Origin of the sequence: uncultured Lutibacter sp., from assembly GCF_947495725.1 — a bacterium.
Taxonomy (GTDB): domain Bacteria; phylum Bacteroidota; class Bacteroidia; order Flavobacteriales; family Flavobacteriaceae; genus Lutibacter.
In genome coordinates, this window is record NZ_CANLZZ010000002.1 from 757,854 (window position 1) to 784,764 (window position 26,911).

The following is a 26,911-nucleotide window of genomic DNA, read 5'->3' on the forward strand; positions in this document are numbered from 1 at the left end:
ACAAATTTTCACATATTAAATACAATTATTAATATATTGATACTAAGCGTATCTCTAATTTCAGGCATAAAATTCATAAAAATATTAAATGAAGTCGGAAGCACTAAATAGAAAAGAGAATATTATTATCCAAAATGATATTATTAATAAAATTAAGGATTTAATACTATACAAAAATCTAGAGCCTGGAGATAAACTACCTTCAGAAAGAGTGCTGTCTGAAAAATTAGATGTAAGTCGAAGAAATGTTAGAGAAGCCATTCGAAAATTAGAGTTTTATCAACTGGTAAAATCAATTCCTCAAACCGGTACTTTTATTGCAGACATTGGTCAAATAGCCTTAAATGGAATTATTGGAGATGTATTAAGTCTAAAAGAACAAGATTTTAAATCTTTAGTGGAAACTAGAGTTCATTTGGAATTAAAAATTGCAGGATTAGCCGCTGAAAGAAGAACGGAATTCGATGTTAAGCAAATTGAAGAAAAACTTACTAATTATAAATTAAAATCATTGAATGGTGAAAATGCTTTTCAAGAGGATTTATTGTTTCATTTAGCAATTGCAAAAGCCAGTGGTAACAGCACCATGAATACGTTAATGTTACAAATTACTCCCAAACTTATTAGTGTATACGAAAATAATAGTTGTGATAAGAGCAAATTTGTTTCGGATGTGAAAAAAAATGTTGATTTAGAGGAGATTAAAATACACGAAGAAATATTCTGCGCCATAAAGGATGGAAACCCTCAACTTGCTGTAAATAAAATGAAGATTCATTTTAAAATCGTTAAAAAACTATAAATAGTTTTAAATTATAAGCTTGTTGGAAATTTTCCTATATGCACATTATTAGATTTAATTCAACACATTTAAATTTAACCAAAATAACCAATTTAGAAGGTGTGGTTTTTAATGCTAGCAATAAACAAAGAATAAATAAGGACAATAGCAAGGTTACATTTTAAAACGAAGAGTAGTTACTTTAGGTAATAATTCTACAATAAAACAATATAAAAAATGAGCACGAAAAAAGAAAATGCTTCACTTTCAGAAAAGTTAAAAAAGATCCTTAAAAACTTTGGACCAGCATTTTTTATCATCGGTTATGTTGTTGGGACAGGTAGTGTAACTTCGATGGTAGTTTCTGGAGCTAAATTTGGACTAAGTCTTTCTTGGGCTCTATTCTTGTCTTGTTTTTTTACTTATTTTTTAATAATATCCATAAGTAAACTTACTATAGTTTCAGGTAATACTTTAATGTATAATTTCAAAAAGAATTTTGGAAAACCGTTAACAATATTTATTATTACAGCACTATTAGTTTCAATAGTTTCTTCAGTTATTGGTGTTATGGGTGTTGTAGCTGAGGTTACAATGGAATGGATTTCAGTAAAAACTTCCATCTCTTTTCTTAATGTTCCAATTATCGCCATATTCTTTATTGTTTTATTAATCAGTCTTTTTTGGACAGGTAAACATGCAAATTTTATTAAAGCTATGAGTATAATGGTGGCATTTATGGCATTAGCTTTTATAATTACAAGTGTAATGGTAGTTTCAGAATCGGGCACTTCAATTACAGGATTTTTTCCAAAATTACCAATAGGCGATAACACAGGAATAATTATCGCAGGAATGGTAGGTACAACAATGGCAGGTGTTTGTTTGGCTTCGCGAAGTATATTGGTACAAGAACAAAATTGGGGAATAGATGACCTTAAAACCGAAAACAACGATGCAATGTCATCTATGGCTATGACATTTTTTATAAGTTTAGCTATTATGATAAGTGCAACAGGTACCCTGTATTTTCAGGGAGTTCCTGTTGAAGATGCTACGGATATGATGCATGCCTTAGGACCTTGGGCGGGGGATTTTGCGCTTACTTTATTTACTCTGGGAATAATAGGAGCAGGACTTTCTTCTATTTTTCCAAATTTACTTCTATTTCCTTGGATAATTTCAGATTATACTGGGACAGAACGTGATATGAAAAAACCACTGTACAAAACTATTGTTGTATTGGTTGCCTTATCTGGTTTGGTAGTTCCATTTCTTGGAGGAAAACCTGTTTGGATATTAATTGCTTCTCAAGCTTTAAGTCCTTTTATTATGCCATTGATAACCTTATTTTTGATTTTACTTTTGAATAAAAAGGAGATAATGAAACAGTTTAAAATAGGTGTTGGCTTAAATATAGCTTTGTGGGCAACTTTTATTTTTAATTGTTATATGTTGTATGTGGCAATAAACGGATTCTTAGAATTTATTTAATATTAAATTACTACAATTTAGAACTAATGATGAATAAAAATTTGGAACAATTTGCTTATTTACCACTAAAACAGTTTTCAAATCGTGTTTGGAGAACTTATGAAGGCGGTGCATTAATTGATAAATGGAAGAAAGATATTCCAGAAACCGATAGTAGTTTTCCAGAAGAATGGATTATGTCAACTATTACGGCCAGAGGTAATAATAGACCATTAGACGAAGGTCTTTCTATAATAAATACACCTTTAGGTAACATATCACTTAAAGAATTAGTAAACTCTAATCTAGAATTATATTTAGGTGAAAAACTTGCGAAAAAATACGGAACTACTGGAGTATTGATAAAAATGCTCGATTCTTTAGAACGATTAACCATTCAGGTTCATCCCGATAAAGAATATGCGCGTAAAATGCTTAATTCAGAATTTGGAAAAACGGAGTCTTGGTATGTATTAAACAATAGAGAAATAAATGGAGAAAAAAGTGCCATTTATATGGGTTTTAAAGAAGGTGTTACCAAGAAACTGTGGAAAAAATATTTTGAAAGCCAAGATATACAAGGTATGCTTAATTGTCTTCACAAAATAGAAGTTAAACCGGGAGATGCTTTTATGATTTATGGTGGAGTGCCACATGCAATAGGAAGCGGTTGTTTTTTGATGGAAGTTCAAGAACCAACAGATTATACAATGCGTGTAGAGAAAATAACCCCTGGAGGACTAACTATTGGAGACGAACTAATTCATCAAGGTGTTGGGGAAGAAAATATGCTTGAATGTTTTCATTACGATACCTATTCTTATAATGAGGCATTAGAAAAGTGGAAAGTTAAACCAGAAATATTAGATTCTGGAAAAGAATTTACCTTAAAAACAATCTTTAATGAAAAGCATACCAATTGTTTTGGATTGGGTGAACTCGATTTAAATGGAAGTTACACTCTTAAAGGTAACGGCTGTTTTTTTGTTGCCGTAATATATTCTGGAGAAGGAGTGATAATATGTGGAAATAAAGAATATAGTTTTGTTCAAGGAGATGAAATATTCCTTTCGGCTGCAATTGACACTATAACATTTAAAACACAAATAAAATCAAAAATATTACTGTGTTATCCACCGAATTAAACAAAAAAGGCTTTCAAATTTTTGAAAGCCTTTTAATTTAATTTATATCGAAATTACTTTAGTGTTTCTTGCCATTTCCAAGCAGAAAGTAAAGCGTCATCTAAAGATAATTCAGTTTTCCAACCTAATTCATCATTTGCATAATTGGTATCCGCATAGGCAGCAGTAATATCACCTGCTCTTCTATCTACCAATTTGTAATTTACTTTTTTACCAGTAACTTTTTCAAAAGATTGAATAACTTCTAATACAGAATTTCCTTTTCCAGTTCCTAAATTAAAAATTTCGAATTGGGCTTTATTATTATTTTCAATTAAGCGTCTTAAAGCAACAATATGAGCTTTTGCCAAATCTACAACGTGAATGTAATCGCGAACAGCAGTTCCATCAGGAGTGTCATAATCACTACCAAAAACAGATAATTCTTCACGAATTCCTGCAGCGGTTTGAACCACAAATGGAATTAAATTTTGAGGAACTCCAATTGGTAATTCACCAATTTTAGCAGATTCATGTGCCCCAATTGGATTGAAATAACGTAAAGCAATTGCCTTTAAATTAGATACTTTTGTAGCATCTTTTATAATTTCTTCTCCTATTTGCTTTGTGTTTCCGTATGGAGATTCTGCAGGTTTAATAGGAGCATTTTCGGTAATTGGCAATTCGTCAGCTTGTCCATAAACTGTACAGGAAGAACTAAATATAAAATTATTTAGGTTGTTAGCTTTTAATTCTTGTAATATATACACTAAACTTCCAATGTTGTTTTCGTAATATTCTAGTGGCATTTGAACACTTTCTCCAACAGCTTTAGAGGCTGCAAAGTGAATAATTCCATCAACTGGGTGGTGTTCAAAAAATATTTTTACAGCTAGTTTATCTTTTAAATCAATATTATGGTATTCAGGTTTAATGCCTGTAATTGATGTAATTTTATCTAAAACTTCAATACTTGAGTTAGATAAATTATCAATAATAATAACCTCAAAACCTTCGTTTTGCAATTCAACTACGGTATGAGATCCAATAAATCCTAAACCTCCTGTTACTAATACTTTTTTCATGACTATTTATTTATGAATTCTTTTACTGTTTTTGTAATAAATTCTAGTTGCTCCTCATCCAATTCGGTATGCATTGGTAATGAAATAACCGTGTTTTTTAACTCGTTAGTTACTTCAAAATCGGCTTCGTTATAGCGTTCATCGGCATACGCTTTTTGACTATGTAATGGAACAGGATAATAGATTGCATTTGGAATTCCATTATCTAATAAATGTTGGTGTAACTCGTTACGTTTTCCATTTAAAATTTGTAATGTGTATTGATGAAATACGTGGCAATCACAATTATCACAAACAAATTCGCAACCATTACCCAATTTAGGTGTAATAATATTTTGTTCGTTTTTAAATGCATTATTATAATAACGTGCTGCCGTTCTTCTAGCGTCACAATATTCATTTAAATGCGGTAATTTAATGCGGAGGATTGCTGCTTGAACGCTGTCTAATCTCGAATTTACCCCAACTACATCGTGGTAATAGCGTTCGTACATTCCATGGTTTACCATACCTCTAATAATATGTGCAAGATCATCATCATCGGTAAAAATAGCTCCACCATCACCATAACATCCTAAATTTTTGGAAGGGAAAAATGAAGTTGTTCCAATATTTCCTATCGTACCAGCTTTCTTTTTAGAGCCATCTTTAAAAGTGTAATTGGCTCCAATTGCTTGTGCCGTATCCTCAATTACAAATAAATTATGTTCTTTAGCAATTTCTAAAACAGCTTCCATATTTGCACATTGCCCATATAAATGAACAGGTACAATTGCTTTGGTTTTAGGTGTAATAGCTTTTTTAATTGCTTCAATATCTATGTTAAAAGTATCCTTTTCAACATCAACTAAAACAGGAGTTAAATTTAGTAAGGCAATAACTTCTACTGTTGCTGCAAAGGTAAAATCGGCAGTAATAACTTCATCGCCAGGTTTTAAACCTAATCCCATCATTGCAATTTGTAAAGCATCAGTTCCATTTGCGCAAGGAATCACATTTTTTACTCCTAAATATTCTTCTAATTCTTTTTGAAACGAATGGACTTCTGGTCCGTTTATATAAGCAGTAGATTTTAATACTTCTAATACTTTTTGATCGATTTGTTTTTCGATTTTGCTGTATTGACCTTTAAGATCAACCATTTGTATTTTTCTCATTGTATGTACAATTAATGAGATGTAAAATTACAATAAAAGCGTATTTAATACAATTATTAATACAATTATATGCTACAACGTTTTATTCGAATAAGTCAGAAGACAAATAACGATCTCCACGATCTGGTATAATGGCAACTATAAGTCCATTTTCAATATTTTTTGAAAGTTTAACAGCAGCAGTTACAGCGCCTCCAGCACTCATTCCGGCAAAAATCCCTTCTTCTCGTGCTAATTTTTTTGTCATTGCTCTGGCTTCATCTTCACTTACCTCAATAACTAAATCTACTTTTTTGGGATTAAATATTTTTGGTACAAACTCTGGTGACCATTTTCTAATTCCTGGTATTTTAGAGCCATCCATTGGTTGTGCACCTATGATTTGAATTTCAGAATTTTGTTCTTTTAAATACGTTGAGGTTCCCATTATGGTTCCTGTAGTTCCCATAGCCGAAACAAAATGGGTAATTTTTCCGCTGGTATCATTCCAAATTTCAGGCCCTGTAGTTTTATAGTGTGCTTTCCAATTGTCATCATTTGCAAATTGATCGAGCATTGTATATCCTTTTTCTTTGACCATTTTGTTGGCATAGGTACGTGAGCCTTCAATACCAACATCACTAGGCGTTAAGGTAACCTTTGCTCCATAAGCTCGCATTGTTTGAACACGTTCAACAGTAGAGTTTTCGGGCATTACCAATTCCATTTGAAGTCCAAATTGTTGTGCAATCATTGCTAAAGCAATTCCTGTATTTCCACTAGTTGCTTCAATTAAATAATCTCCTTTTTTTATGTCGCCACGTTCAATTGCCGACGCAATCATATTATAGGCGGGTTTGTCTTTTACACTTCCAGCTGGATTGTTTCCTTCGAGTTTTAATAATAACGTAATTCCTTCTTTTTTTATAATCGAAGACGTTTTTACTAATGGAGTTTTTCCTATTAAATTAGCTATACGTTGCGCCATTATCTTTTTTGTTTTAATATGGTTTCAGGTTTGTGATACACTAAAGAGTTTGGAGGAACCGACTCTGTAATCCAAACGTTACCACCAATAATAGTATTTTCTCCAATTACAGTTTCTCCACCTAAAATAGTTGCATTTGCATATATAGTTACGTTATTTTCAACCGTTGGATGACGTTTTGTATTTTTTAATTCTTTTGATACTTGTAAGGCTCCTAAAGTTACTCCTTGATAAATTTTTACGTGGTCTTTAATAATGCATGTTTCACCAATTACCGTTCCGGTGGCGTGATCAATAAAAAATGATTTTCCTATAGTAGCTCCTGGATGAATATCGGTTCCTGTTTTGCTATGTGCGTATTCACTCATTAACCTTGGAATTAAAGGCGCCTTTAATTTAAATAACTCATGGCTAAAACGGTAAATGGCAATAGCATAAAATCCAGGATAGGCCAAATAAACTTCTTCTATATTGTTTGATGCGGGATCTCCGTTTACCAACTCTTGTGCATCTAAGTTTAAGTTTTCAAAAATTTCAGGTAATGTGTTTAAAAATTTATCCCAAATTTCATCACAAGAAGATTGAATGTTGCAAGCGAGTTTATAAATTTCTTTGAAATCAGCCTCCAATTGTTCTATGTTTTGTTCTATGCAAGCATTTGAATCGAATAATGTATAAAACAAATTTGTTGTAAAAGCTTCAGTTTTTCTTTTTAAGCTAAAATTTAACTGAGGTTTATTTTTGCTTGAAATTATTTTATTTATAATGCTTTGTTTTGCGGTCATTGTTTTACCATTTTTATAAACTTCCTAAAAAAATCCTTGATTTCGTAAATATCATACGAAATAACCATAATTATTTTACTTTTAAAAGTTAAATATTAATTCTTCCAAAGGTTATTTAATGTATGTTTGAGTTAAATATAGATATTTATACTTTTAGTTATATAATTGTTGATTGCCCTAAATCTATATTATTTTTATTATAAAAGGTATTTTCATCATCCAAAATAAAGTCGCTTATAAAGGTTCCAACATTGGTGGTTGAAAAATGATTTGTAGAATTTAAATCGGGGGTTGTTATATTAAGTTCTATAGATTTTTCAACAGCTATTCTAATTGATTCAGCTTCCTCAAATAATTCAAAATGTTCTAATAATAATGCCGCAGATAATATTGCAGCTAATGGGTTTGCCATATTTTTACCTTTGGCCTTTGGGAAGGATCCGTGTACAGGTTCAAATAAAGCGGTTTTTGTTCCAACAGATGCGGAAGCTAGCAATCCAATAGAGCCAGAAATTACACTGGCCTCATCAGATAAAATATCACCAATCATATTTTCAGTTAAAATAACATCAAATTGGGTAGGCTTTAAGATTAATTGCATAGCTGCATTGTCTGCGTATAAAAAGCTTAAATCAACATTAGGATAATGATTGCTTATTTCAATTACACGATTTCTCCAAAGTTTTGATGTTGCTAAAACATTTGATTTATCAACCAAGGTTAATTTTTTTCTTCTTGCTTTTGCAGCTTTAAATGCTAAATGGCTAATTCTGTCAATTTCTTCAGCCGAATAATTACATGTATCCGAAGCACTTAAACCATCTGAACTTATGTTTTTTTCTCCAAAGTAAATACCACCTGTTAATTCACGGTAAATTACAATGTCTACGCCATTTATAACATGTTCTTTTAAATTAGATTTATGAATTAAAGATTCGTAAGTTATTACAGGTCTTATATTTGCATAAAGCCCTAGTTTTTTTCTTAATTGAAGTAACCCTTGTTCTGGTCTTATTTTTATATTTGGGTTGTTGTCATATTTAGAATCTCCAATGGCTCCAAATAAAATAGCATCGGCTTCAGAGCAAATTTTTAATGTTTCATCTGGAAGCGGATTTCCTGTTTTGTCAATGGCAATAGCTCCTACAAGAGCTTCTGTGTATTTAAATGTATGCCCATGTTTTTCGGCAATAGCATCCAATATTTTAACTGCCTGTTGAGTTACTTCTGGTCCTATACCATCTCCGGGAAGTAAAGCGATATTTAAATTCATATTCTATTTGTTGTATGATTTCACCAAGCTTTTTATGTTGTAAAATCAACTATTTATTTTCTTGTTTTTATACAAATCAAGCCTCTTCAAAAGAAAAGGCTTGATTAATAATCAAATAAAAATAATGATTTTAGTTTGGTTTTTTTAAATAAATATCAATTTTTTAATAAAACTGTAGATTTTAATTTCAGCATCTAAATTTTATTCTAAAAAATGGATATCTTTATTTCTAAGGATTCGTAGCACGAATATGGTTTAGTTCCATTAAGTGATGAATATCCTCATCGTTTACTTCTTTATGGAAATCTGCGAATTTTAAAAATTGTGGATATAAATCGTCTAATTGAATTTTTGTTAAATCGTATCCAACATTTTTAGCTCTATATGCAAGTGCGGCTCTTCCGCTTCGTGCTGTTAAAACAATTGAAGATTCTGTAACTCCAACATCAGCAGGGTCCATAATTTCATAAGTTTCACGATTTTTAATTACACCATCTTGGTGAATTCCAGAACTATGTGCAAACGCATTTTCACCAACAACAGCTTTGTTTGGTTGAACCATCATTCCCATACTATCTTGTACTAATTTACTAGTGTCATATAATAATTTGGTGTTAATTCCGGTATCTAATCCTAAATAAGGGTGTTGTTTTAGGATCATAACAACTTCTTCTAATGAAGTATTTCCAGCTCGTTCACCAATTCCATTAATAGTACATTCAATTTGACGTGCACCATTTTGAACACCTGCAATTGCATTTGCAGTGGCTAAACCTAAATCGTTATGACAGTGACACGAAATAATTACGTTGTCAATTCCTTTTACGTTTTCTTTTAGGTATTTAATTTTAGCACCGTACTCATCTGGTAGGCAATAACCTGTGGTGTCTGGTATGTTTAAAACAGTTGCACCTGCTTTAATTACTTCTTCTAAAACTCGGGCTAAGTACTCATTGTCTGTTCTACCAGCATCTTCGGCATAAAACTCTACATCCTCAACAAATTTCTTTGCATAAGCTACAGCTTCATAAGCACGTTTTTTAATTTCATCTTGAGTAGATTTAAACTTATAAGTAATGTGCGATTCAGAAGTTCCAATTCCAGTATGAATTCTTGGTCTTTTTGCAAGTTTTAGAGCATCAGCTGCTACTTCAATATCTTTTTTATTCGCTCGTGTAAGACCACAAACGGTTGCGTTTTGTACTAATTTAGAAATTTCAACTACAGATATAAAATCACCTGGACTCGAAATTGGAAATCCTGCTTCAATCACATCAACACCCAATAAATCCAGGCGCTTAGCAATAACTAATTTTTGTTCAGTATTTAGTTTGCAGCCTGGGACTTGTTCACCATCTCTTAATGTTGTGTCAAAAATATGGACTTTATTTTTACTCATTATTGAATTTTTTTTATCACATTTGAAAGTCAAAAATATACTTTAGGTTAATTAATATAATTAATGATTATCTTTGTTTACTATATTCAAGTAGTGGTATAGATTGTTAATATACTGATAAGCAACATAATAAAAATATTTTAGTTACAATGGCTATTGAACAAAAAGATGCACTTTTTTCTTTAATTAAATCATTAACCAAATCCGAAAAACGACAATTTAAGCTGTATGTAGGGAGATTAGGAGGAAATATTGAAGCTAATTTTATGGTGTTGTTTAATTTATTAGATAAAGTAAGTTCTTATAATGACGAGCTTATTTTAAAAAAAACAAACATAAAAAAGCAGCAAATATCTAATACTAAGGCGCATTTGTATAAGCAAATTTTGGTGAGTTTAAGGTTTAATCCGGTACATCAGAATATAAGATCTCAAATTAGAGAACAGTTTGATTTTGCAGCAATATTATATGGTAAAGGTTTGTATAAGCAAAGTTTAAAAATTTTAGAAAAAGCGAAAGAATTAGCCTTAAAAAATGAAGAGAGTAATTTAGCTTATGAAATTGTTCAGTTTGAAAAAGTTATAGAGTCTCAATATATAACTAGGAGTTTAAGTAATAGAGCTGATGAGTTGGCCATACAAGCAAAAGAATTAAGTGTTAAAAATGTTAGAATTAGTAAGCTTTCAAATTTGTCGTTACAATTGTATAGCTTAATGTTGAAGGAAGGATATGTTAAGAATGATAGCACTTCTAAAGAGGTTGTAAATTATTTTGAAAAAAGGTTACCTAAATTTGAATTATCAGATTTGGGTTTTGGAGAAAAGTTGTTTTTGTATAAGGCATATTTATGGAGGAGCTTAATAATGCAAGATTTTATTTCCAGTTTTAAATATTCAAAAAAATGGGTTGATTTGTTTCAGGAAAAACCTGAAATGAAATTACAAAATCCAGTTTTTTATTTAAAAGGAGTTAATTATTTATTGGAGTCTTTGTACTTAACCAGACAAAAAACAAAGTTTAACACGGTGTTAAGTTTACTCGAAAAAGATATAGATGAAGGAAATATAGCATTAAATGCGAACACTCAAATATTAAATTTTTTATACTTAAATCAGAATAAATTAAATTTATTTTTTTTAGAAGGACGTTTTAGTGAAGGTTTGGTTTATGTAAACGATTTATTGGATGAGTTAGAGTTATATACCACAAAAATTGACAAGCATCATATAATGGTTTTTTACTATAAAATAGGATGTATGTACTTTGGAGCTGGAGATAATGAAATGTGTATTCATTATTTAGAAAAGATTATAAATAATAAGGAGTTAAAAATGCGAGAAGATTTATTATGTTTTTCGCGTGTATTAAACCTAGTGGCCCATTATGAAGCCGGATTAGATTATAATATTGAGAAATTGATAGTCTCAACTTATAAATTTTTAAGAAAAATGAACGATCTAAATCAGGTGCAGGCAAAAATGATTACGTTTTTAAAAAATCTAAGTAATATTTATCCTCAAGATATTAAAAAGGAATTTATAAAACTCCACAAAGAATTAATAAAGTTTGAAAATCATCCTTATGAAAAACGCGCTTTCTTGTACTTAGATATAATATCTTGGTTAGAAAGCAATATTCAAAACGTATCAGTTGAGAGTATAATTCAAGAAAAAGCAAAAAAAATGATTAAATAGTTTTTTTGTACCAATTATTTTGCAATATTTGTTGAACAAAATGAAACAAACTATTATCAATATTATTTCTGTCGTTGTCGTTGTGATAATTTCGCAAACCGATTAGGAATAGTTGAGTAATATCATAATATTATAGTAAACCTTCCTAATTAAATTTAGGGAGGTTTTTTTAATTTATAATCATTGTAAAAAAAAGAGGTTTAACTGTCATAAAATCAGCGAGGTATGGGTAATAAAAGGTAAATGAGTATTGTAAAAAAAATAAAAGAATAAAGAAAATAACAAATGTGAAATTTACTTTTGTTGTTAGTTATATAAAATTTAGAAATAAAATAAATATTTTAAATATATTTTAAAATATTTCAAAAATATTTGAGATAAATGCAATTAAATAAATACAGTAAAAGAGTAACACAAGATCCAACACAACCTGCTGCCCAAGCTATGATGTATGGAGTTGGTTTAACTGAAGAGGATATGAAAAAACCTCAAATAGGAATTGCAAGTACAGGATACGACGGTAATCCTTGTAATATGCACCTAAATGGGTTAGCTGGTTTTATTCAAGAAGAAGTTAATAAACTGCCACTTGTTGGATTAAAATTTAATACAATTGGTGTTAGTGATGGTATTTCTATGGGAACTTCGGGAATGAATTATTCACTGCCTTCTCGTGATATTATTGCAGATTCTATTGAAATTGTAATGAACGCTCAAAGTTATGACGGTTTAGTAACTGTTGTTGGTTGCGATAAGAATATGCCAGGAGCAATAATGGCGATGTTACGTTTAAATCGTCCCTCGTTAATGGTTTATGGAGGTACCATAAAATCTGGAAATTATAAAGGAAGAAAATTAAATATTGTTTCTGCTTTTGAAGCATTGGGACAAAAAATTTCAGGAGAAATTACTGAAGAAGAATATAAGGAAATTATAAAAAAATCGATTCCTGGAGCAGGAGCCTGTGGAGGAATGTATACCGCAAATACAATGGCATCTTCTATAGAGGCTATGGGGTTTGCATTACCATATAATTCTTCAATCCCAGCCGAAAATCCACATAAAGAAAGTGAAAGCGAACGTATTGCAGCTGCAATTAATAATTTATTAGAATTAGATTTAAAACCACTAGATATAATTACCAAAAAATCATTAGAAAACGCAATTACCGTGGTGAATGCATTAGGAGGTTCTACAAATGCAGTATTGCATTATTTGGCCATTGCACATGCAGCTGGTATTGATTTTACATTAGAAGATTTTCAAAGAGTTAGCGATAGAACACCATTAATTGGAGATTTAAAACCAAGTGGAGAATATTTAATGGAAGATGTTCATGGTGTTGGAGGAACTCCAGCTGTTATGAAGTATTTGTTAGAAAAAGGGTTTTTACACGGAGATTGTATGACGATAACAGGAAAAACTCTTGCTGAAAATTTAGCAGATGTTAAAGCTATTTCTTTTGAAGAAGATCAAAAAGTAATACATTCAACAGATAAGGCATTAAAATCTTCAGGAAACCTTCAAATATTGTATGGTAATTTGGCCTCAAAAGGTGCGGTTGCAAAAATAAGTGGGAATGAAGGAAGTTTGTTTGAAGGTAAAGCGGTTGTATTTAATAGCGAACAAGAAGCAAATGATGGAATAGGAGCAGGAAAGGTTTCAAGAGGAGATGTTGTTGTTATACGTTATGTAGGGCCAAAAGGAGGTCCTGGAATGCCAGAAATGTTAAAACCTACTTCAATGATAATGGGAGCTGGATTAGGAAAATCAGTGGCTTTAATTACAGACGGACGTTTTTCAGGAGGAACGCATGGTTTTGTTGTAGGGCACATTACTCCAGAAGCACAATCGGGTGGAGCTATTGGTTTAGTAGAAGATGGGGATATCATTAAAATTGATGCAACAAATAACTCTATAGATGTTTTAATTTCAGAAGAAGAATTGGCAGAAAGAAAAGCAAAATGGGTTGAGCCTGCGCCTAAACATAAAAAAGGAATATTGTATAAATATGCTAAAACAGTTTCTTCAGCCTCAGAAGGATGTGTTACGGATAAATTTTAAGAGTATGAAAACATTAAACAACGAAGCAAAACAAAATCAAGCGACTACATCTGTTAAAATTTCAGGTGCCGAAGCGGTTATAAAGTGTTTGTTGGAAGAAGGTGCTGATTTAGCCTATGGATATCCAGGTGGAGCAATAATGCCTGTTTATGATGAAATCTATAAATATCAAGATAAGTTTCACCACGTATTAACGCGTCACGAACAAGGAGCAGCACATGCTGCCCAAGGTTTTGCTCGTGTTACCGGAAAACCTGGAATTGTTTTTGCAACTTCAGGCCCTGGAGCAACAAATTTAGTAACAGGTATTGCAGATGCCCAAATAGATTCTACACCTTTAGTATGCATTACTGGGCAAGTAGCATCTCATTTATTAGGTTCTGATGCTTTTCAAGAAACAGATATTATTGGTATTTCAACACCAGTTACAAAATGGAATTACCAAATTACAAAAGCTTCTGAAATTCCTGAAGTAATAGCAAAAGCATTTTATATTGCAAAATCTGGTAGACCGGGTCCAGTACTTATTGATATCACAAAAGATGCTCAATTTGGAGAGTTAGATTATTCATATAAAAAATGTGAAAAAATAAGAAGCTATAGGGCTACTCCTAAAATTGAAGTTGATAAAATTAAAGAAGCTGCAAAAATAATTAACAATGCAAAAAAACCATTTATTGTATGGGGGCAAGGTGTTATTATTGGAAGTGCTGAACAAGAATTTAAAAATTTCATAGAAAAAACTGATATACCTTCAGCTTCAACGGCATTAGGTCTTTCTGCTTTAGAAACCAAACATCCTTTACATGTAGGTATGGTAGGAATGCACGGTAATTATGCACCAAATAAATTAACAAATGAATGTGATGTTTTAATTGCTATCGGAATGCGATTTGATGATCGTGTTACAGGTAATTTAAATACCTATGCAAAGCAAGCAAAAGTTATTCATTTTGATATTGACCCAGCTGAAATTGATAAGAATGTAAAAACAGACGTTGCAGTTTTAGGTGATGTAAAAGAAACTCTAACAGAAATTATGTCTTATGTTAACAAAGCAGAGCATAAAGAATGGATGAGTGAGTTTGACAAGCTATACGCAATAGAAAAGAATGAAGTAATAGTAGATCAATTAAACCCAACCAAGGAAGGATTAACAATGGGTGAAGTTTTGGGTGGAATTAATAAAGTTTCTAAAGGTGAAGCTGTAGTAGTTTCAGACGTTGGTCAACACCAAATGTTTGCCTGTAGATATGCCGATTTTGTAAAAACAAGAAGTAGTGTAACTTCCGGTGGATTAGGAACCATGGGATTTGCGTTACCAGCAGCAATAGGAGCAAAAATGGGCGTTCCTAATAGAGAAGTGGTTGCAATTATTGGTGATGGAGGATACCAAATGACTTGTAATGAGTTAGGTACCATACTTCAAACAAAAGCAGCTGTAAAAATTGTTGTTTTAAACAATAGTTATTTAGGAATGGTACGCCAATGGCAAGAACTGTTTTTTGACAAGCGTTATGCTTCCACAGAAATGATAAGTCCAGACTTTGTAAAGCTTGCAGAAGCTTATGACATTGAAGCTACTAGAGTTTCTAAAAGAGAAGATTTAGAAGGGGCTATCAAAACAATGATGGCTTCAAAAGAAGCATTTTTCTTAGAAGTTGTTATAGAACAAGAAGATAATGTATTTCCAATGATACCAACAGGAGCAAGTGTTTCAGATATAAGATTAAGTTAAGATGGAAGAAATTAAAAATTTTACAATTTCAGTTTATACTGAAAACAATGTAGGGATACTAAATCGCCTTTCGGCAATATTTTTAAAGCGTCATATAAATATTGAAAGTATGACTGTTTCAAAATCAGAAATTGAAAACGTTCATAGGTTTACCTTTGTTGTAAATATTAGTCAAGTTCAGGCACATAAAGTTGTTGGTCAATTAGAAAAACAAATTGAGGTAATTAGAGCCTTCTTTCATACAGAAGATGAAATTATTTATAATGAAACAGCTTTATTTAAAATTTCAACAGAACATTTGTATAATGAAGAAATTCAAAAAAGAATGAAGTTTAGAAGAGCTCATGTATTAACAATAACCGAACGTTATTTTGTAATTGAGGCTTCTGGATCTAAAGAGAATATTGATAAAATGTATAAAAAATTAAAGCCTTTTGGGTTGCTTCAATTTGTACGCTCGGGTCGAATAGCAATTACACGACCTAAAATGGCAATATCAGAATTATTACAAGAATTTAACTAAAAAGAAATAAATAAATTAAAAAATGGCAAATTATTTTAACACACTTTCATTAAGAGATAAATTAGATCAATTAGGAAGATGTAGATTTATGGATGCTTCCGAATTTGGGGAAGGTGTAGAGGCTTTAAAAGGAAAAAAAATAGTAATTGTTGGGTGTGGAGCTCAAGGTTTAAATCAAGGTTTAAACATGAGAGATTCAGGTTTAGATGTATCTTATACTTTAAGAGCTGCAGCTATTTCAGAAAAAAGACAATCTTTTAAAAATGCAACAGAGAATAATTTTGCTGTTGGAACGTATGAAGAAATGATTCCTACAGCTGATTTATTGATTAACCTAACACCAGACAAACAACATACGGCAGTTGTTTCGGCAGTTATGCCTCTAATGAAAAAAGGAGCAACATTATCGTATTCTCACGGTTTCAATATTGTTGAAGAAGGAATGCAAATTCGTAAAGATATTACGGTTATTATGGTGGCTCCAAAATCACCAGGTTCTGAAGTTCGAGAAGAATATAAAAGAGGATTTGGAGTTCCAACTTTAATTGCTGTACATCCTGAGAATGATCCAGAAGGAAAAGGATGGGATCAAGCAAAAGCATATGCAGTTGCCACAGGAGGCCACACAGCAGGTGTTTTAGAGTCATCATTTGTAGCAGAGGTAAAATCAGATTTAATGGGTGAGCAAACAATTCTATGTGGATTGTTACAAACGGGATCTATTTTATGTTTTGACAAAATGATTGAAGAAGGTGTGGATGCAGGTTATGCGTCAAAACTTATTCAATATGGTTGGGAAACTATAACCGAAGCCTTAAAACACGGAGGTATTACAAATATGATGGATCGTTTATCCAACCCAGCAAAAATTGCCGCGTTTAATGCATCTGAAGAATTAAAAGATATTATGCGTCCGTTATTCCAAAAACATATGGATGACATTATGGAAGGTGAATTTTCTAAAACAATGATGGAGGATTGGGCAAATGATGATGTAAACCTTTTAACTTGGAGAGCAGCAACGGGAGAAACTAATTTCGAAAAAACTCCAGCTGGAGATGTTGAAATTTCGGAACAAGAATATTTCGATAACGGAGTTTTAATGGTTGCAATGGTAAAAGCAGGTGTTGAATTGGCTTTTGAAGCTATGACAGATTCTGGAATAATTGATGAATCTGCATATTATGAATCGTTACACGAAACGCCATTAATTGCAAATACTATTGCGCGTAGAAAATTATACGAAATGAATAGTGTAATTTCTGATACAGCTGAATACGGTTGTTATTTATTTGATCACGCTTGTAAGCCTTTAATTGCCGATTATGTTAAGAAAACACCAAGTAATTTCGTTGGTCGCCCATTTAACGACGGTTCAAACGGAGTTGATAACAAGGAGTTAATTGAAGTAAATGCAGTTATTAGAAATCACCCAGTAGAAGAAATTGGTGAATATTTAAGAGAATCAATGACTGCAATGAAAAAAATTGTTTAAAAAGTTTAAATTTTGAGTGAATCTATTAAAAATAGGATTTCATTAGAAAATATTTATAAAGCTCAACAGAGCATTAAAGGAGTTGTACAAGCAACTCCTTTAATGTTTATGAAGAATTTTTCCGACCAGTACGAGGCTAACATTTATTTTAAAAGAGAGGATGTTCAAGCTGTACGCTCGTATAAAATTCGTGGAGCTTATAATAAAATTCAAGGATTATCTGCCAAGGAATTAAAAAATGGTATTGTTTGTGCAAGTGCAGGAAATCATGCACAAGGTGTTGCTTTTGCTTGTAAAAAACTAGAAGTTAGCGGGACTATTTTTATGCCAGTTACAACGCCACACCAAAAAATTGACCAAGTTAAAATGTTTGGAGGTGAATTTGTAGAAGTTAGACTTTTTGGTGATAGCTATGATGATAGTCAATTAGCCGCAAAAGAATTTTGTGATAAAAATCAAAGTACTTTTGTACACCCTTTTGATGATTTAGATGTAATTGCAGGTCAAGGAACTATTGGTTTAGAATTATTAAACGCTACCGACATACCTATTGATTATTTATTTTTGCCTGTTGGAGGTGGTGGTTTAGCTTCTGGAGTGGGAAGTGTATTTAAATCATTAAGTCCAGAAACAATTTTAGTTGGTGTAGAACCAAAGGGAGCGCCATCTTTAACAACTTCATTAAAAAATGGAGTGAATACTACTTTAGATGAAATTGAAAAATTTGTTGATGGTGCTGCAGTAAAACGTATGGGGGAAATTACTTTTGAAATGTGTAAAGAATTACTTCATAAAACAGATGTTATTTGTGAAGGGTTAATTTGTTCAACCATATTAAAAGTATATAACGAAAATGCCCTAGTTGTTGAACCAGCCGGAGCATTATCTATTGCTGCACTTGAACAACATAAAGAACAGATTAAGGGAAAAACAGTTGTTTGCATAGTTAGTGGAGGTAATAATGATATTACCCGTATGGAAGAAATGAAGGAAAGAGCTCTTTTATTTCAAGGTCTAAAGCATTATTTTATTATTAAATTTCCACAAAGAGCTGGAGCCCTAAAAGAATTTGTTGTTGAAGTGTTGGGAGAAAATGACGATATAACTTATTTTGAGTACACCAAGAAAAATAATAGAGATAAAGGACCTGCTGTTGTAGGAATTCAGCTTGAGTCGAAAGAGGATTTTGAACCTTTATTAACTAGAATGAAACAAAAAGGATTTTTGAGAGAGTACTTAAATGAAAATCAGGAATTATTTCAATTTTTGATTTAGCATATTTTTGCTTATTTCTATTAATAATTGTTAATTATAAGGAGCGTAAATAGGAATGTTGTTAATTATTAAACAAAACTAAAATTATATTAAAAAAATGCGTAATATTGTACCAATGAAAATAAGCAATTTAAATACTTCAATTGTACGCCGCTTTTTGCGCCGCCCCTTATGGGCGTAATTTTCTATTGAAAACGATGCGTTCGTTTTCGCTTCTCATAAAAAAACATAATTAAGTTAATTTTATAATTCAAAAGGTAAACAATGAAAGTTGTTATTGCTAATATATCGCATATTAAATATGCTGAGATAATTTGTGAAACTATTAAAGAGTCTGCAAAAGTTAGAGGAACTGGAATTGCAGAAAGAACTCCAGAATATATTTCAAAAAAAATAAGTACGGGTGATGCTATTATTGCTATAGAAAATGATGAGTTTGCAGGATTCTGTTATATAGAAACCTGGGATAATAAATCGTTTGTAGTAAACTCGGGTTTAATTGTACATCCAAATTTTAGAAATCAGGGTTTAGCTAAAAAAATAAAAAAGAAAATTTTAGAATATTCTCAAGAGAAATATCCTGACGCTAAAATTTTTGGAATAACTACAGGCTTGGCAGTTTTAAAAATTAATTACGAATTAGGATATCAACCTGTAACATTTTCGGAATTAACTACCGACGAAGCTTTTTGGAATGGTTGTAGAACTTGTAAAAATTTCGATGTTTTAACGAGAACCGAACGTAAAATGTGTTTATGCACAGGAATGTTATACGATCCTAAGCACAAAAAAATTATAAAAGAGCATAAATACGATTCTAAAGTATTAAGTAGATTAAAAAAGATTAAACAAGCATTATTTCTAAAGAAGAAAAAATAAATATCATGGAAAAAGTTGTAGTTGCATATAGCGGAGGTTTAGACACATCATATTGTGTTAAATATTTACAAAACGAATTAAATTTAGAAGTTCACAGCGTACTTGTTAATACAGGTGGATTTTCTGAAGAAGAATTAAAAGTAGTTGAAGCAAAAGCATATGATATGGGGGTAAAATCTCATACAAATCAAAATATTTTAGATATATATTACGAAAAAGCCATAAAATTTATGGTGTATGGTAATGTGTTAAAAAATAATACATATCCATTATCTGTAAGTGCAGAGAGAGTGTTTCAGGCAATTGAAGTTGTAGAATATGCCAAAACAATAAACGCAAAATACATTGCCCACGGAAGTACTGGTGCAGGTAACGATCAGGTTAGATTTGATATGATATTTCAAACCCTAGCTCCAGAAATTGAAATTATAACACCAATTCGAGATTTAAAACTTTCCAGACAAGAAGAAATTGAATATTTAAAGAAACACGGAGTAGATTATCCTTGGTCTAAAGCAAAGTATTCCATTAATAAAGGAATTTGGGGAACAAGTGTTGGTGGTGTTGAAACCTTAACATCTCACCAAGCCTTGCCAGAAGAAGCTTACCCAAGTCAATTAGAAAAAACCGAACCTACCGATATTAAATTACACTTTGAAAAAGGTGAATTGGTTGGATTGAATGATGAAATAGATACTCCTGTAAATACAATTTTAAAACTTGAAGAAATAGCCTCTAAATACGCAATTGGTAGAGATATTCATGTTGGAGATACAATTGTTGGGATTAAAGGAAGAGTTGGTTTTGAAGCTGCGGCTGCAACCGTAATTATTAAAGCGCATCATTTGTTAGAAAAGCATGTACTTTCTAAATGGCAACAAAATATGAAAGAAGGATTAGGTAGTACCTACGGAATGTTATTGCACGATGGTCAGTACTTCGAACCTGCAATGAGAGACATTGAAGCTTACTTAACTAATTCTCAAAAAACAGTTACAGGAGAAGTTTTTGTAACCTTAAAACCTTATCACTTTAGTTTAAATGGAATTGAATCTAGACACGATTTAATGAAATCTAAATTTGGTGAATATGGAGAAACAAATAAGGCTTGGAGTGCAGAAGATGCAAAAGGATTTATTAAAATATTGGGAACAGCAAATAAAATTTATCACAGCGTAAATTCATAATTATGATTAAAGTAGGAATAGTTGGTGGAGCAGGATATACTGCAGGGGAATTAATTAGATTATTGGTAAATCACCCAAAAGCAGATTTAGATTTTGTATATAGTACATCAAATGCAGGAAACTATATTTATCAAGTACATCAAGATTTATTAGGTTCTATAGATTTAAAGTTTACTGATACAATTAATAAAAATGTTGATGTGTTATTTTTGTGTTTAGGACACGGAAATTCTACAGCCTTTTTAGAAAATAATGAATTTTCTAAATCAACAAAAGTAATTGATCTAAGTAACGATTTTAGATTAAATGCTGATGCCAATTTTAAAGGGAGAAAATTTGTTTATGGAATTCCAGAATCTCAAAAAAGTGAAATTAAAGGGGCTGCAAATATTGCCAATCCAGGATGTTTTGCAACTGCAATTCAATTGGCTTTATTGCCATTAGCAAATGCTTCAAAAATTAACGATACTGTGCACATAAATGCTACTACAGGTTCTACAGGAGCCGGAGTTTCACCTATGGCAACAACACATTTTAGCTGGAGAGATAATAATTTTTCAGTTTATAAGGCATTTACACATCAACATTTAGGAGAAATAGGAGAGAGCATAACGGAACTTCAAAATGGTTTTAATCAAGAATTATTGTTTATACCAAATAGAGGTAACTTTAGTAGAGGAATTTTTGCAAGTATATACTTGAAATTTGATGAGAGCCTTGAAAAAGCTTTTGAGTTATTTGAAGATTTTTACAAAGATGCTGCGTTTACGCATGTTTCAAAATCACCAATTCATTTAAAACAAGTTGTAAATACTAACAATTGTTTTTTACATCTTCAAAAACACGGAAATCAATTGTTAATTACCTCGGCAATTGATAATTTATTAAAAGGAGCTTCTGGTCAGGCTATTCAAAATATGAATTTAATGTTTGGCTTTAATGAATCAGAAGGATTAAAATTAAAAGCGAATTCATTTTAGAATTCACAAAAAAAAGTAAACAAATGAACTAAGCAAATAATAATTTATATTGAATTTGAATTTTGCGAGCTCGTTTGACCAAATTGAAAAAATAAAACCGAACAAATGAAAATAGCGATTTTAGGAACAGGAAATTTAGGATATTCAATAGCAATTGGTATTTTAACTCAAGACAATTTTAAGTTTAAAAATTTGTATTTAACAAAACGAAATACATCATCTTTAGATTCTTGGTCAAAACTACCCAATGTTAAAATTTCAACAGATAATAAAAAAGCTGTTCGTTTTTCGGATGTTATTATTATTGCTGTACAGCCAAATCAACTTCGTGATGTTTTGGAAGAAATTAAAGATGTGGTTAATCCTAAAAGACATACCGTTATTTCAGTTGTTACAGGTAGAAAAATAAATGAAATAGAAAATATTTTAGAAAAAGATATTGCTATTGTTAGAAGCATGCCAAATACAGCTATTTCGGTTGGGCAATCTATGACTTGTTTAAGTGCAAATAAGAAAGGAAGTGAGAATGTTGAATTGGCTAAAATGATATTCAATTCTTTAGGGAAAACAATGTGTATTGAAGAAAAGTTAATGCAAGCTGCCACAGTTATTTGCGCAAGTGGAATTGCTTTTTGGATGCGTTTAATTCGTGCAACAACACAAGGTGCAGTTCAATTAGGTTTTGATGCAGAAGAGGCACAAGAATTATCGATGCAAACTGCATTGGGTGCTGCAAGTTTATTAATAAAATCGGGTAATCACCCAGAAGAAGAAATTGATAAAGTTACAACTCCAAGTGGTTGCACAATTGAAGGTTTAAATGAAATGGAACATCAAGGACTAAGTTCGTCTTTAATAAAAGGTCTTGTAACATCTTTCGAAAAAATTAATCAAATTTAAAATTATTGTTATGGAATTATTTGATGTTTACCCGTTGTATAATGTAACACCTGTAAAAGCAGAAGGTGCTTATGTATGGGATGAAAATAACAGAAAATATTTGGATTTATATGGTGGTCATGGAGTAATTTCAGTTGGCCATACACACCCAAAGTATGTAAATGATATTACTAGCCAATTAAATAATTTAGGATTTTATTCTAATTCAATTCAAAACCCATTACAAAAAGAGTTGGCTAATAAATTAGGGAAGTTATCTAATTGTGAAAATTATAATTTGTTTTTATGTAATTCTGGAGCAGAGGCAAATGAAAATGCCTTAAAATTAGCTTCTTTTAAAACAGGTAAAAGTAGAATTATTTCTTTTAATAATTCTTTTCACGGAAGAACTTCGGCTGCAGTTGCGGCAACTGATAATAAAAATATAAATGCACCAATTAATTTACAGCAAGAAGTTACATTTTTACCTTTAAATAATATTAAATTGGTAATTCACGAAATTGGAAAGGGAGATGTTGCTGCAGTTATTATTGAAGGAATTCAAGGTGTTGGAGGGTTGGATGAAGGTACTACCGAGTTTTTTCAAGAAGTTGAAAAATTTTGCAAAAAACATGGAGTATTTCTAATTTTAGATGAAATTCAGTCTGGTTATGGAAGAAGCGGAAAGTTTTTTGCGTTTCAACATCATATTATTAAACCAGATATTATTACAACGGCAAAAGGAATGGGAAATGGATTTCCAATTGGAGGTGTTTTAATTTTGGATAAACATGAGGCTAAATATGGAATGTTAGGTACTACATTTGGAGGGAATCATTTGGCTTGTGCAGCAGCAATTTCAGTATTAGATATTATCAAAGAGGAAGAATTAATAGAGAATGTTAATAAAACTTCAGCATACCTTTTAGAGCAAATTAAAACCATTTCGCAAGTAAAAAAAGTGAAAGGAAAAGGTTTAATGTTAGGTGTTGAATTCGATTTTGAAGTTGGAGAGTTACGTAAAAAACTAATTTTTGAAAAACAGATTTTTACAGGTGGATCAATGAATAAGAATCTGCTAAGAATATTACCTCCTTTAACAATGAATACAGATCAAGTAGATGTTTTTATAAATGCATTACAAGAAGTTTTATAATGAATGCACTATTAACAACTCAACAAAAAAATGATGTTTTGAGCACAATGGCTCAATTAATCAATTCAGAACAAGCGTCAATAGTTTCAGCCAATACTCTAGATGTAGAAGGTTACAATGGAGATGATTTGGCAATGGAAAAAAGGCTAAAAGTTGATGATGCTAAAATTGCAGGGATGATTTTATCATTAAAACAATTAGTAGCAGATTCTGAGCCAATTGGTAAAGAGTTATTTAACTTTATTCACGAAAACGGTATTAAAATAGTTAATAAAACAGCTCCTTTTGGAACCGTTTTAATTATATACGAATCTAGGCCAGATGTTACTGTTGAAGCTGCAGGTATTGCTTTTAAATCTGGTAATAAAATTTTATTAAAAGGAGGGAAGGAGTCGTTAAATTCGAACTTAAAAATTGTGGAATTATGGCACAAAGCTTTAAAGCAACACAATATTTCTACAGATTGGGTAGAGTATCTAAATTACGATAGGGTTAAAACACAAGAATTTCTTGAAAATCCTACGCAACAATTAGATTTAATTGTTCCACGTGGTGGAGAAAAATTGATTGAATTTGTTAAGAAAAATGCTAAATGTCCTGTAATTGTAAGTGGGAGAGGAAACAACTTTGTGTATGTAGATTCTGAAGCAGATATTGATATGGCGTTGAATATTATCAATAACGGGAAAACATCAAATATATCTGTTTGTAATGCAGTAGATAAAGTGTTAATTAATTCAAATTTGGAAAACAAAGATCAATTTATAAAAGCATTGGTTGATAAATTGTTAAAGTCTAATGTTGAGATTTTTGGTGATGCTGTTTTATCGAAATTTGATAATATTTCAGCTTATGAAAATGAATCAATTTGGTATCAAGAGTTTTTAGATTATAAGATTGTTATTGGTAGTGTGGATTCCACTGAAGAGGCAATTTCTAAATCAAACAAGTATAGTGGAGGACATTCTGCAGTTATTATTACAAAAAATGATGAAACAGCAGAAACCTTTATGGAAAATACGGATTGTGCTGCAGTATATCAAAACGCATCTTCTAGATTCACCGATGGTGGTCAGTTTGGATTAGGAGGAGAGTTGGCAATTAGTACAGATAAATTACATCATAGAGGTCCAATGGGCTTACATCATTTGGTTACTAATAAATGGTACGTAAAAGGAAATGGGCAAATTAGATAAAAAAAGAATTTTATTAAAAATTGGTTCTAATGTTTTAACAAAAGAAACCAATCAAATTTCTAGAGGTAAACTTGAGGATATTGCACGTCAAATAGCTCAATTAAAAGATAAATACGAATTTGTTATCGTAAGTTCGGGTGCAATAGCTGTAGCTAAACAATTTGTTGAGCTAGAAAGCAATGGTAAACTAATTAATGTTAAACAAGCTTTGGCATCAATAGGTCAACCGCATTTAATGCGAATTTTTCATGAGAATTTTTGGGAGCTTGGCTTGTTTACTTCTCAATGTTTATTGTCGTATTCCGATTTCAAAAAAGAAAAATCTAGAACCAATATTAAAAACACTATAAATGTGTTGGTTGAAAATAATTACATACCCATTATTAATGAAAATGATACTGTTGCAACAGATGAAATTAAGTTTGGAGATAATGATAAATTATCGGCATTAACAGCTTCATTATTAAATGTCGATTTGTTAATTATTGCAACAAATACAAACGGTATTTATACCAAAGCTTCAATAGAGGCTGACAAATTAAAAACTATAAAAGAAACTTCGGAAATTGAACCATTAAAAAATCAAATAAATAGTAATTCAATATCTAAGCATGGTACAGGTGGTATGGCTACAAAAATTGCTGCTGCCGAAATTGCTCAAAATGCAAAAATAGAAACTTGGATTGTTAATGGGTTAAAAGATAATTTTATTATTGATGCAATTAATAATACTTCGGAGTTTACTAAAATAATTACAAAATAAAATGAATCATTATTTAAGTATTAACGATTTAGATAATTTGCAAAACACAGTGCAAGAGGCTATTGAGTTAAAAAAACAACCATTAAAGTTTGAAAGTTTAGGGAAAGATAAAACAATATGTTTATTGTTCTTTAACAACAGTTTACGTACCCGTTTGAGCACTCAAAAGGCAGCTCAAAATTTAGGTATGAATCCGATTGTTATGAATTTCGGAGCAGAAGGGTGGCAGTTGGAATATGAAGATGGTGTTATAATGAATGAAAATAAATCGGAACACGTAAAAGAAGCCGCTGAGGTAATTGCACAGTATTGCGATATTGTTGCAATAAGAGCTTTTGCAAGTTTAACAGATAAAGAAAAAGATTTAGCAGAGGTTGTATTAAACAACTTTGAAAAATACGCAGGCATTCCTGTGGTGAATATGGAAAGTGCTGTTGGTCACCCTTTACAAGCTTTAGCAGATGCTATTACGTTAGAGGAAAACAAAGTTAATCATAAGCCAAAAGTAGTATTAAGTTGGGCACCGCATCCAAAAGCATTACCACATGCGGTTGCAAATTCTTTTGTTGAAATGATGCAATTACAAGATGCTGATTTTGTTATTACACATCCTGAAGGCTATGAGTTAGATCCAGAAATAACAAAAGATTCAACTATTGAATATGACCAGAAGAAAGCTTTTGAAAATGCAGATTTCGTATATGTAAAAAATTGGAGCAGTTTTAAAGAATATGGTAAAGTTGTAAATACCGACTCTAATTGGATGATAACCGGTGATAAAATGAGGGCAACAAACAATGGTAAATTTATGCATTGTTTACCAGTAAGACGAAATGTTGTAGTTGCGGATGAAGTTATCGATTCTGAAAATTCAATTGTAATTGAACAAGCAAATAATAGAACATATTCTGCTCAAATAGTTTTGAAAAAAATATTGGAGAATATGTAATTATAGTAATTGTCATTCTGAATGAAGAGATCGCCAAATGAAGAATCTCATATCATTATTTGAGATATTTCACCTTAGCTCAATATGAC

At 31.3% G+C, this 26,911-nt stretch carries 23 protein-coding genes; 17 read left to right on the forward strand and 6 right to left on the reverse strand.

The genetic code is table 11. The features are described 5' to 3' along the window. Positions 1-88: 88 nt before the first annotated feature. The 3 genes from Q0776_RS06675 (at position 89) to Q0776_RS06685 (ending at position 3,399) form a co-directional block, all read left to right on the forward strand. Positions 89-802 carry an FCD domain-containing protein gene (locus tag Q0776_RS06675; RefSeq protein WP_298366262.1) on the forward strand — a complete coding sequence of 238 codons (714 nt, stop codon included), beginning with the start codon at positions 89-91 and terminating at the stop codon, positions 800-802. Between the two features lie 216 nt (positions 803-1,018). Then, a complete protein-coding gene (locus tag Q0776_RS06680; RefSeq protein ID WP_298366264.1) occupies positions 1,019-2,275 on the forward strand; it encodes a divalent metal cation transporter in 1,257 nt (418 codons plus the stop codon). A 26-nt stretch (positions 2,276-2,301) separates the two neighbouring features. Then, complete coding sequence (locus tag Q0776_RS06685) at positions 2,302-3,399, forward strand: type I phosphomannose isomerase catalytic subunit (RefSeq protein ID WP_298366266.1); 1,098 nt, start codon at positions 2,302-2,304, stop codon at positions 3,397-3,399. 53 nt (positions 3,400-3,452) lie between these two features. On the opposite strand, the gene galE is transcribed toward Q0776_RS06685, so the two are convergent. The 6 genes from galE to Q0776_RS06715 form a co-directional block, all read right to left on the reverse strand. Beyond that, positions 3,453-4,463, reverse strand: a complete 1,011-nt coding sequence (galE, locus tag Q0776_RS06690) for a UDP-glucose 4-epimerase GalE (RefSeq protein WP_298366268.1) — start codon at positions 4,461-4,463, stop codon at positions 3,453-3,455. Positions 4,464-4,465: 2 nt separating this feature from the next. After that, positions 4,466-5,620, reverse strand: a complete 1,155-nt coding sequence (locus Q0776_RS06695; RefSeq protein WP_298366270.1) for a DegT/DnrJ/EryC1/StrS family aminotransferase — start codon at positions 5,618-5,620, stop codon at positions 4,466-4,468. Between the two features lie 82 nt (positions 5,621-5,702). Continuing rightward, the gene (cysM, locus tag Q0776_RS06700) at positions 5,703-6,590 is read right to left on the reverse strand and encodes a cysteine synthase CysM (RefSeq protein WP_298366399.1); all 888 of its coding nucleotides are present in this window, start codon (positions 6,588-6,590) and stop codon (positions 5,703-5,705) included. After that, complete coding sequence (gene epsC / locus Q0776_RS06705; RefSeq protein WP_298366272.1) at positions 6,587-7,372, reverse strand: serine O-acetyltransferase EpsC; 786 nt, start codon at positions 7,370-7,372, stop codon at positions 6,587-6,589. Before epsC ends, cysM begins: the two co-directional genes overlap by 4 nt. Positions 7,373-7,529: 157 nt before the next feature. Next, on the reverse strand, positions 7,530-8,645 hold the full coding sequence (leuB, locus tag Q0776_RS06710; protein WP_298366275.1) for a 3-isopropylmalate dehydrogenase: 1,116 nt from the start codon (positions 8,643-8,645) through the stop codon (positions 7,530-7,532). 229 nt (positions 8,646-8,874) lie between these two features. Then, the gene (locus tag Q0776_RS06715) at positions 8,875-10,044 is read right to left on the reverse strand and encodes a 2-isopropylmalate synthase (RefSeq protein WP_298366277.1); all 1,170 of its coding nucleotides are present in this window, start codon (positions 10,042-10,044) and stop codon (positions 8,875-8,877) included. Between the two features lie 149 nt (positions 10,045-10,193). Here Q0776_RS06715 and Q0776_RS06720 point away from each other — a divergent pair, with 149 nt between their 5' ends. The 14 genes from Q0776_RS06720 (at position 10,194) to Q0776_RS06785 (ending at position 26,822) form a co-directional block, all read left to right on the forward strand. After that, the gene (locus Q0776_RS06720) at positions 10,194-11,738 is read left to right on the forward strand and encodes a hypothetical protein (RefSeq protein WP_298366279.1); all 1,545 of its coding nucleotides are present in this window, start codon (positions 10,194-10,196) and stop codon (positions 11,736-11,738) included. Between the two features lie 381 nt (positions 11,739-12,119). Beyond that, positions 12,120-13,802 (forward strand): dihydroxy-acid dehydratase, encoded by a 1,683-nt coding sequence (gene ilvD, locus Q0776_RS06725; RefSeq protein ID WP_298366281.1) that lies wholly within the window; start codon positions 12,120-12,122, stop codon positions 13,800-13,802. Positions 13,803-13,806: 4 nt separating this feature from the next. Then, the gene (ilvB, locus tag Q0776_RS06730) at positions 13,807-15,540 is read left to right on the forward strand and encodes a biosynthetic-type acetolactate synthase large subunit (protein ID WP_298366284.1); all 1,734 of its coding nucleotides are present in this window, start codon (positions 13,807-13,809) and stop codon (positions 15,538-15,540) included. A gap of 1 nt (position 15,541) precedes the next feature. After that, entirely contained in the window at positions 15,542-16,063 is a 522-nt protein-coding gene (ilvN, locus tag Q0776_RS06735) for an acetolactate synthase small subunit (protein ID WP_298366285.1), read from the forward strand. A 22-nt stretch (positions 16,064-16,085) separates the two neighbouring features. Next, the gene (ilvC, locus tag Q0776_RS06740; RefSeq protein ID WP_298366287.1) at positions 16,086-17,558 is read left to right on the forward strand and encodes a ketol-acid reductoisomerase; all 1,473 of its coding nucleotides are present in this window, start codon (positions 16,086-16,088) and stop codon (positions 17,556-17,558) included. 9 nt (positions 17,559-17,567) lie between these two features. After that, the gene (gene ilvA, locus Q0776_RS06745) at positions 17,568-18,833 is read left to right on the forward strand and encodes a threonine ammonia-lyase IlvA (RefSeq protein WP_298366401.1); all 1,266 of its coding nucleotides are present in this window, start codon (positions 17,568-17,570) and stop codon (positions 18,831-18,833) included. A gap of 264 nt (positions 18,834-19,097) precedes the next feature. Continuing rightward, positions 19,098-19,712, forward strand: coding sequence for a GNAT family N-acetyltransferase (locus Q0776_RS06750; protein ID WP_298366290.1), 615 nt, complete (start codon positions 19,098-19,100; stop codon positions 19,710-19,712). Positions 19,713-19,717: 5 nt separating this feature from the next. Further along, positions 19,718-20,899, forward strand: a complete 1,182-nt coding sequence (locus Q0776_RS06755) for an argininosuccinate synthase domain-containing protein (RefSeq protein ID WP_298366292.1) — start codon at positions 19,718-19,720, stop codon at positions 20,897-20,899. Between the two features lie 2 nt (positions 20,900-20,901). After that, positions 20,902-21,879: an N-acetyl-gamma-glutamyl-phosphate reductase gene (argC, locus tag Q0776_RS06760; protein WP_298366294.1), complete on the forward strand. Its 978-nt coding sequence runs from the start codon at positions 20,902-20,904 to the stop codon at positions 21,877-21,879. 105 nt (positions 21,880-21,984) lie between these two features. Further along, positions 21,985-22,779: a pyrroline-5-carboxylate reductase gene (gene proC / locus Q0776_RS06765; protein ID WP_298366296.1), complete on the forward strand. Its 795-nt coding sequence runs from the start codon at positions 21,985-21,987 to the stop codon at positions 22,777-22,779. Positions 22,780-22,789: 10 nt separating this feature from the next. Next, entirely contained in the window at positions 22,790-23,914 is a 1,125-nt protein-coding gene (locus Q0776_RS06770) for an aminotransferase class III-fold pyridoxal phosphate-dependent enzyme (RefSeq protein ID WP_298366298.1), read from the forward strand. Further along, complete coding sequence (locus tag Q0776_RS06775) at positions 23,914-25,110, forward strand: glutamate-5-semialdehyde dehydrogenase (RefSeq protein WP_298366300.1); 1,197 nt, start codon at positions 23,914-23,916, stop codon at positions 25,108-25,110. Before Q0776_RS06770 ends, Q0776_RS06775 begins: the two co-directional genes overlap by 1 nt. Continuing rightward, positions 25,094-25,873: a glutamate 5-kinase gene (gene proB, locus Q0776_RS06780; protein WP_298366302.1), complete on the forward strand. Its 780-nt coding sequence runs from the start codon at positions 25,094-25,096 to the stop codon at positions 25,871-25,873. The genes Q0776_RS06775 and proB overlap by 17 nt, the downstream gene beginning before the upstream one ends. A 1-nt stretch (position 25,874) precedes the next feature. Then, positions 25,875-26,822, forward strand: a complete 948-nt coding sequence (locus Q0776_RS06785) for an N-acetylornithine carbamoyltransferase (protein WP_298366304.1) — start codon at positions 25,875-25,877, stop codon at positions 26,820-26,822. Positions 26,823-26,911 lie beyond the last annotated feature (89 nt).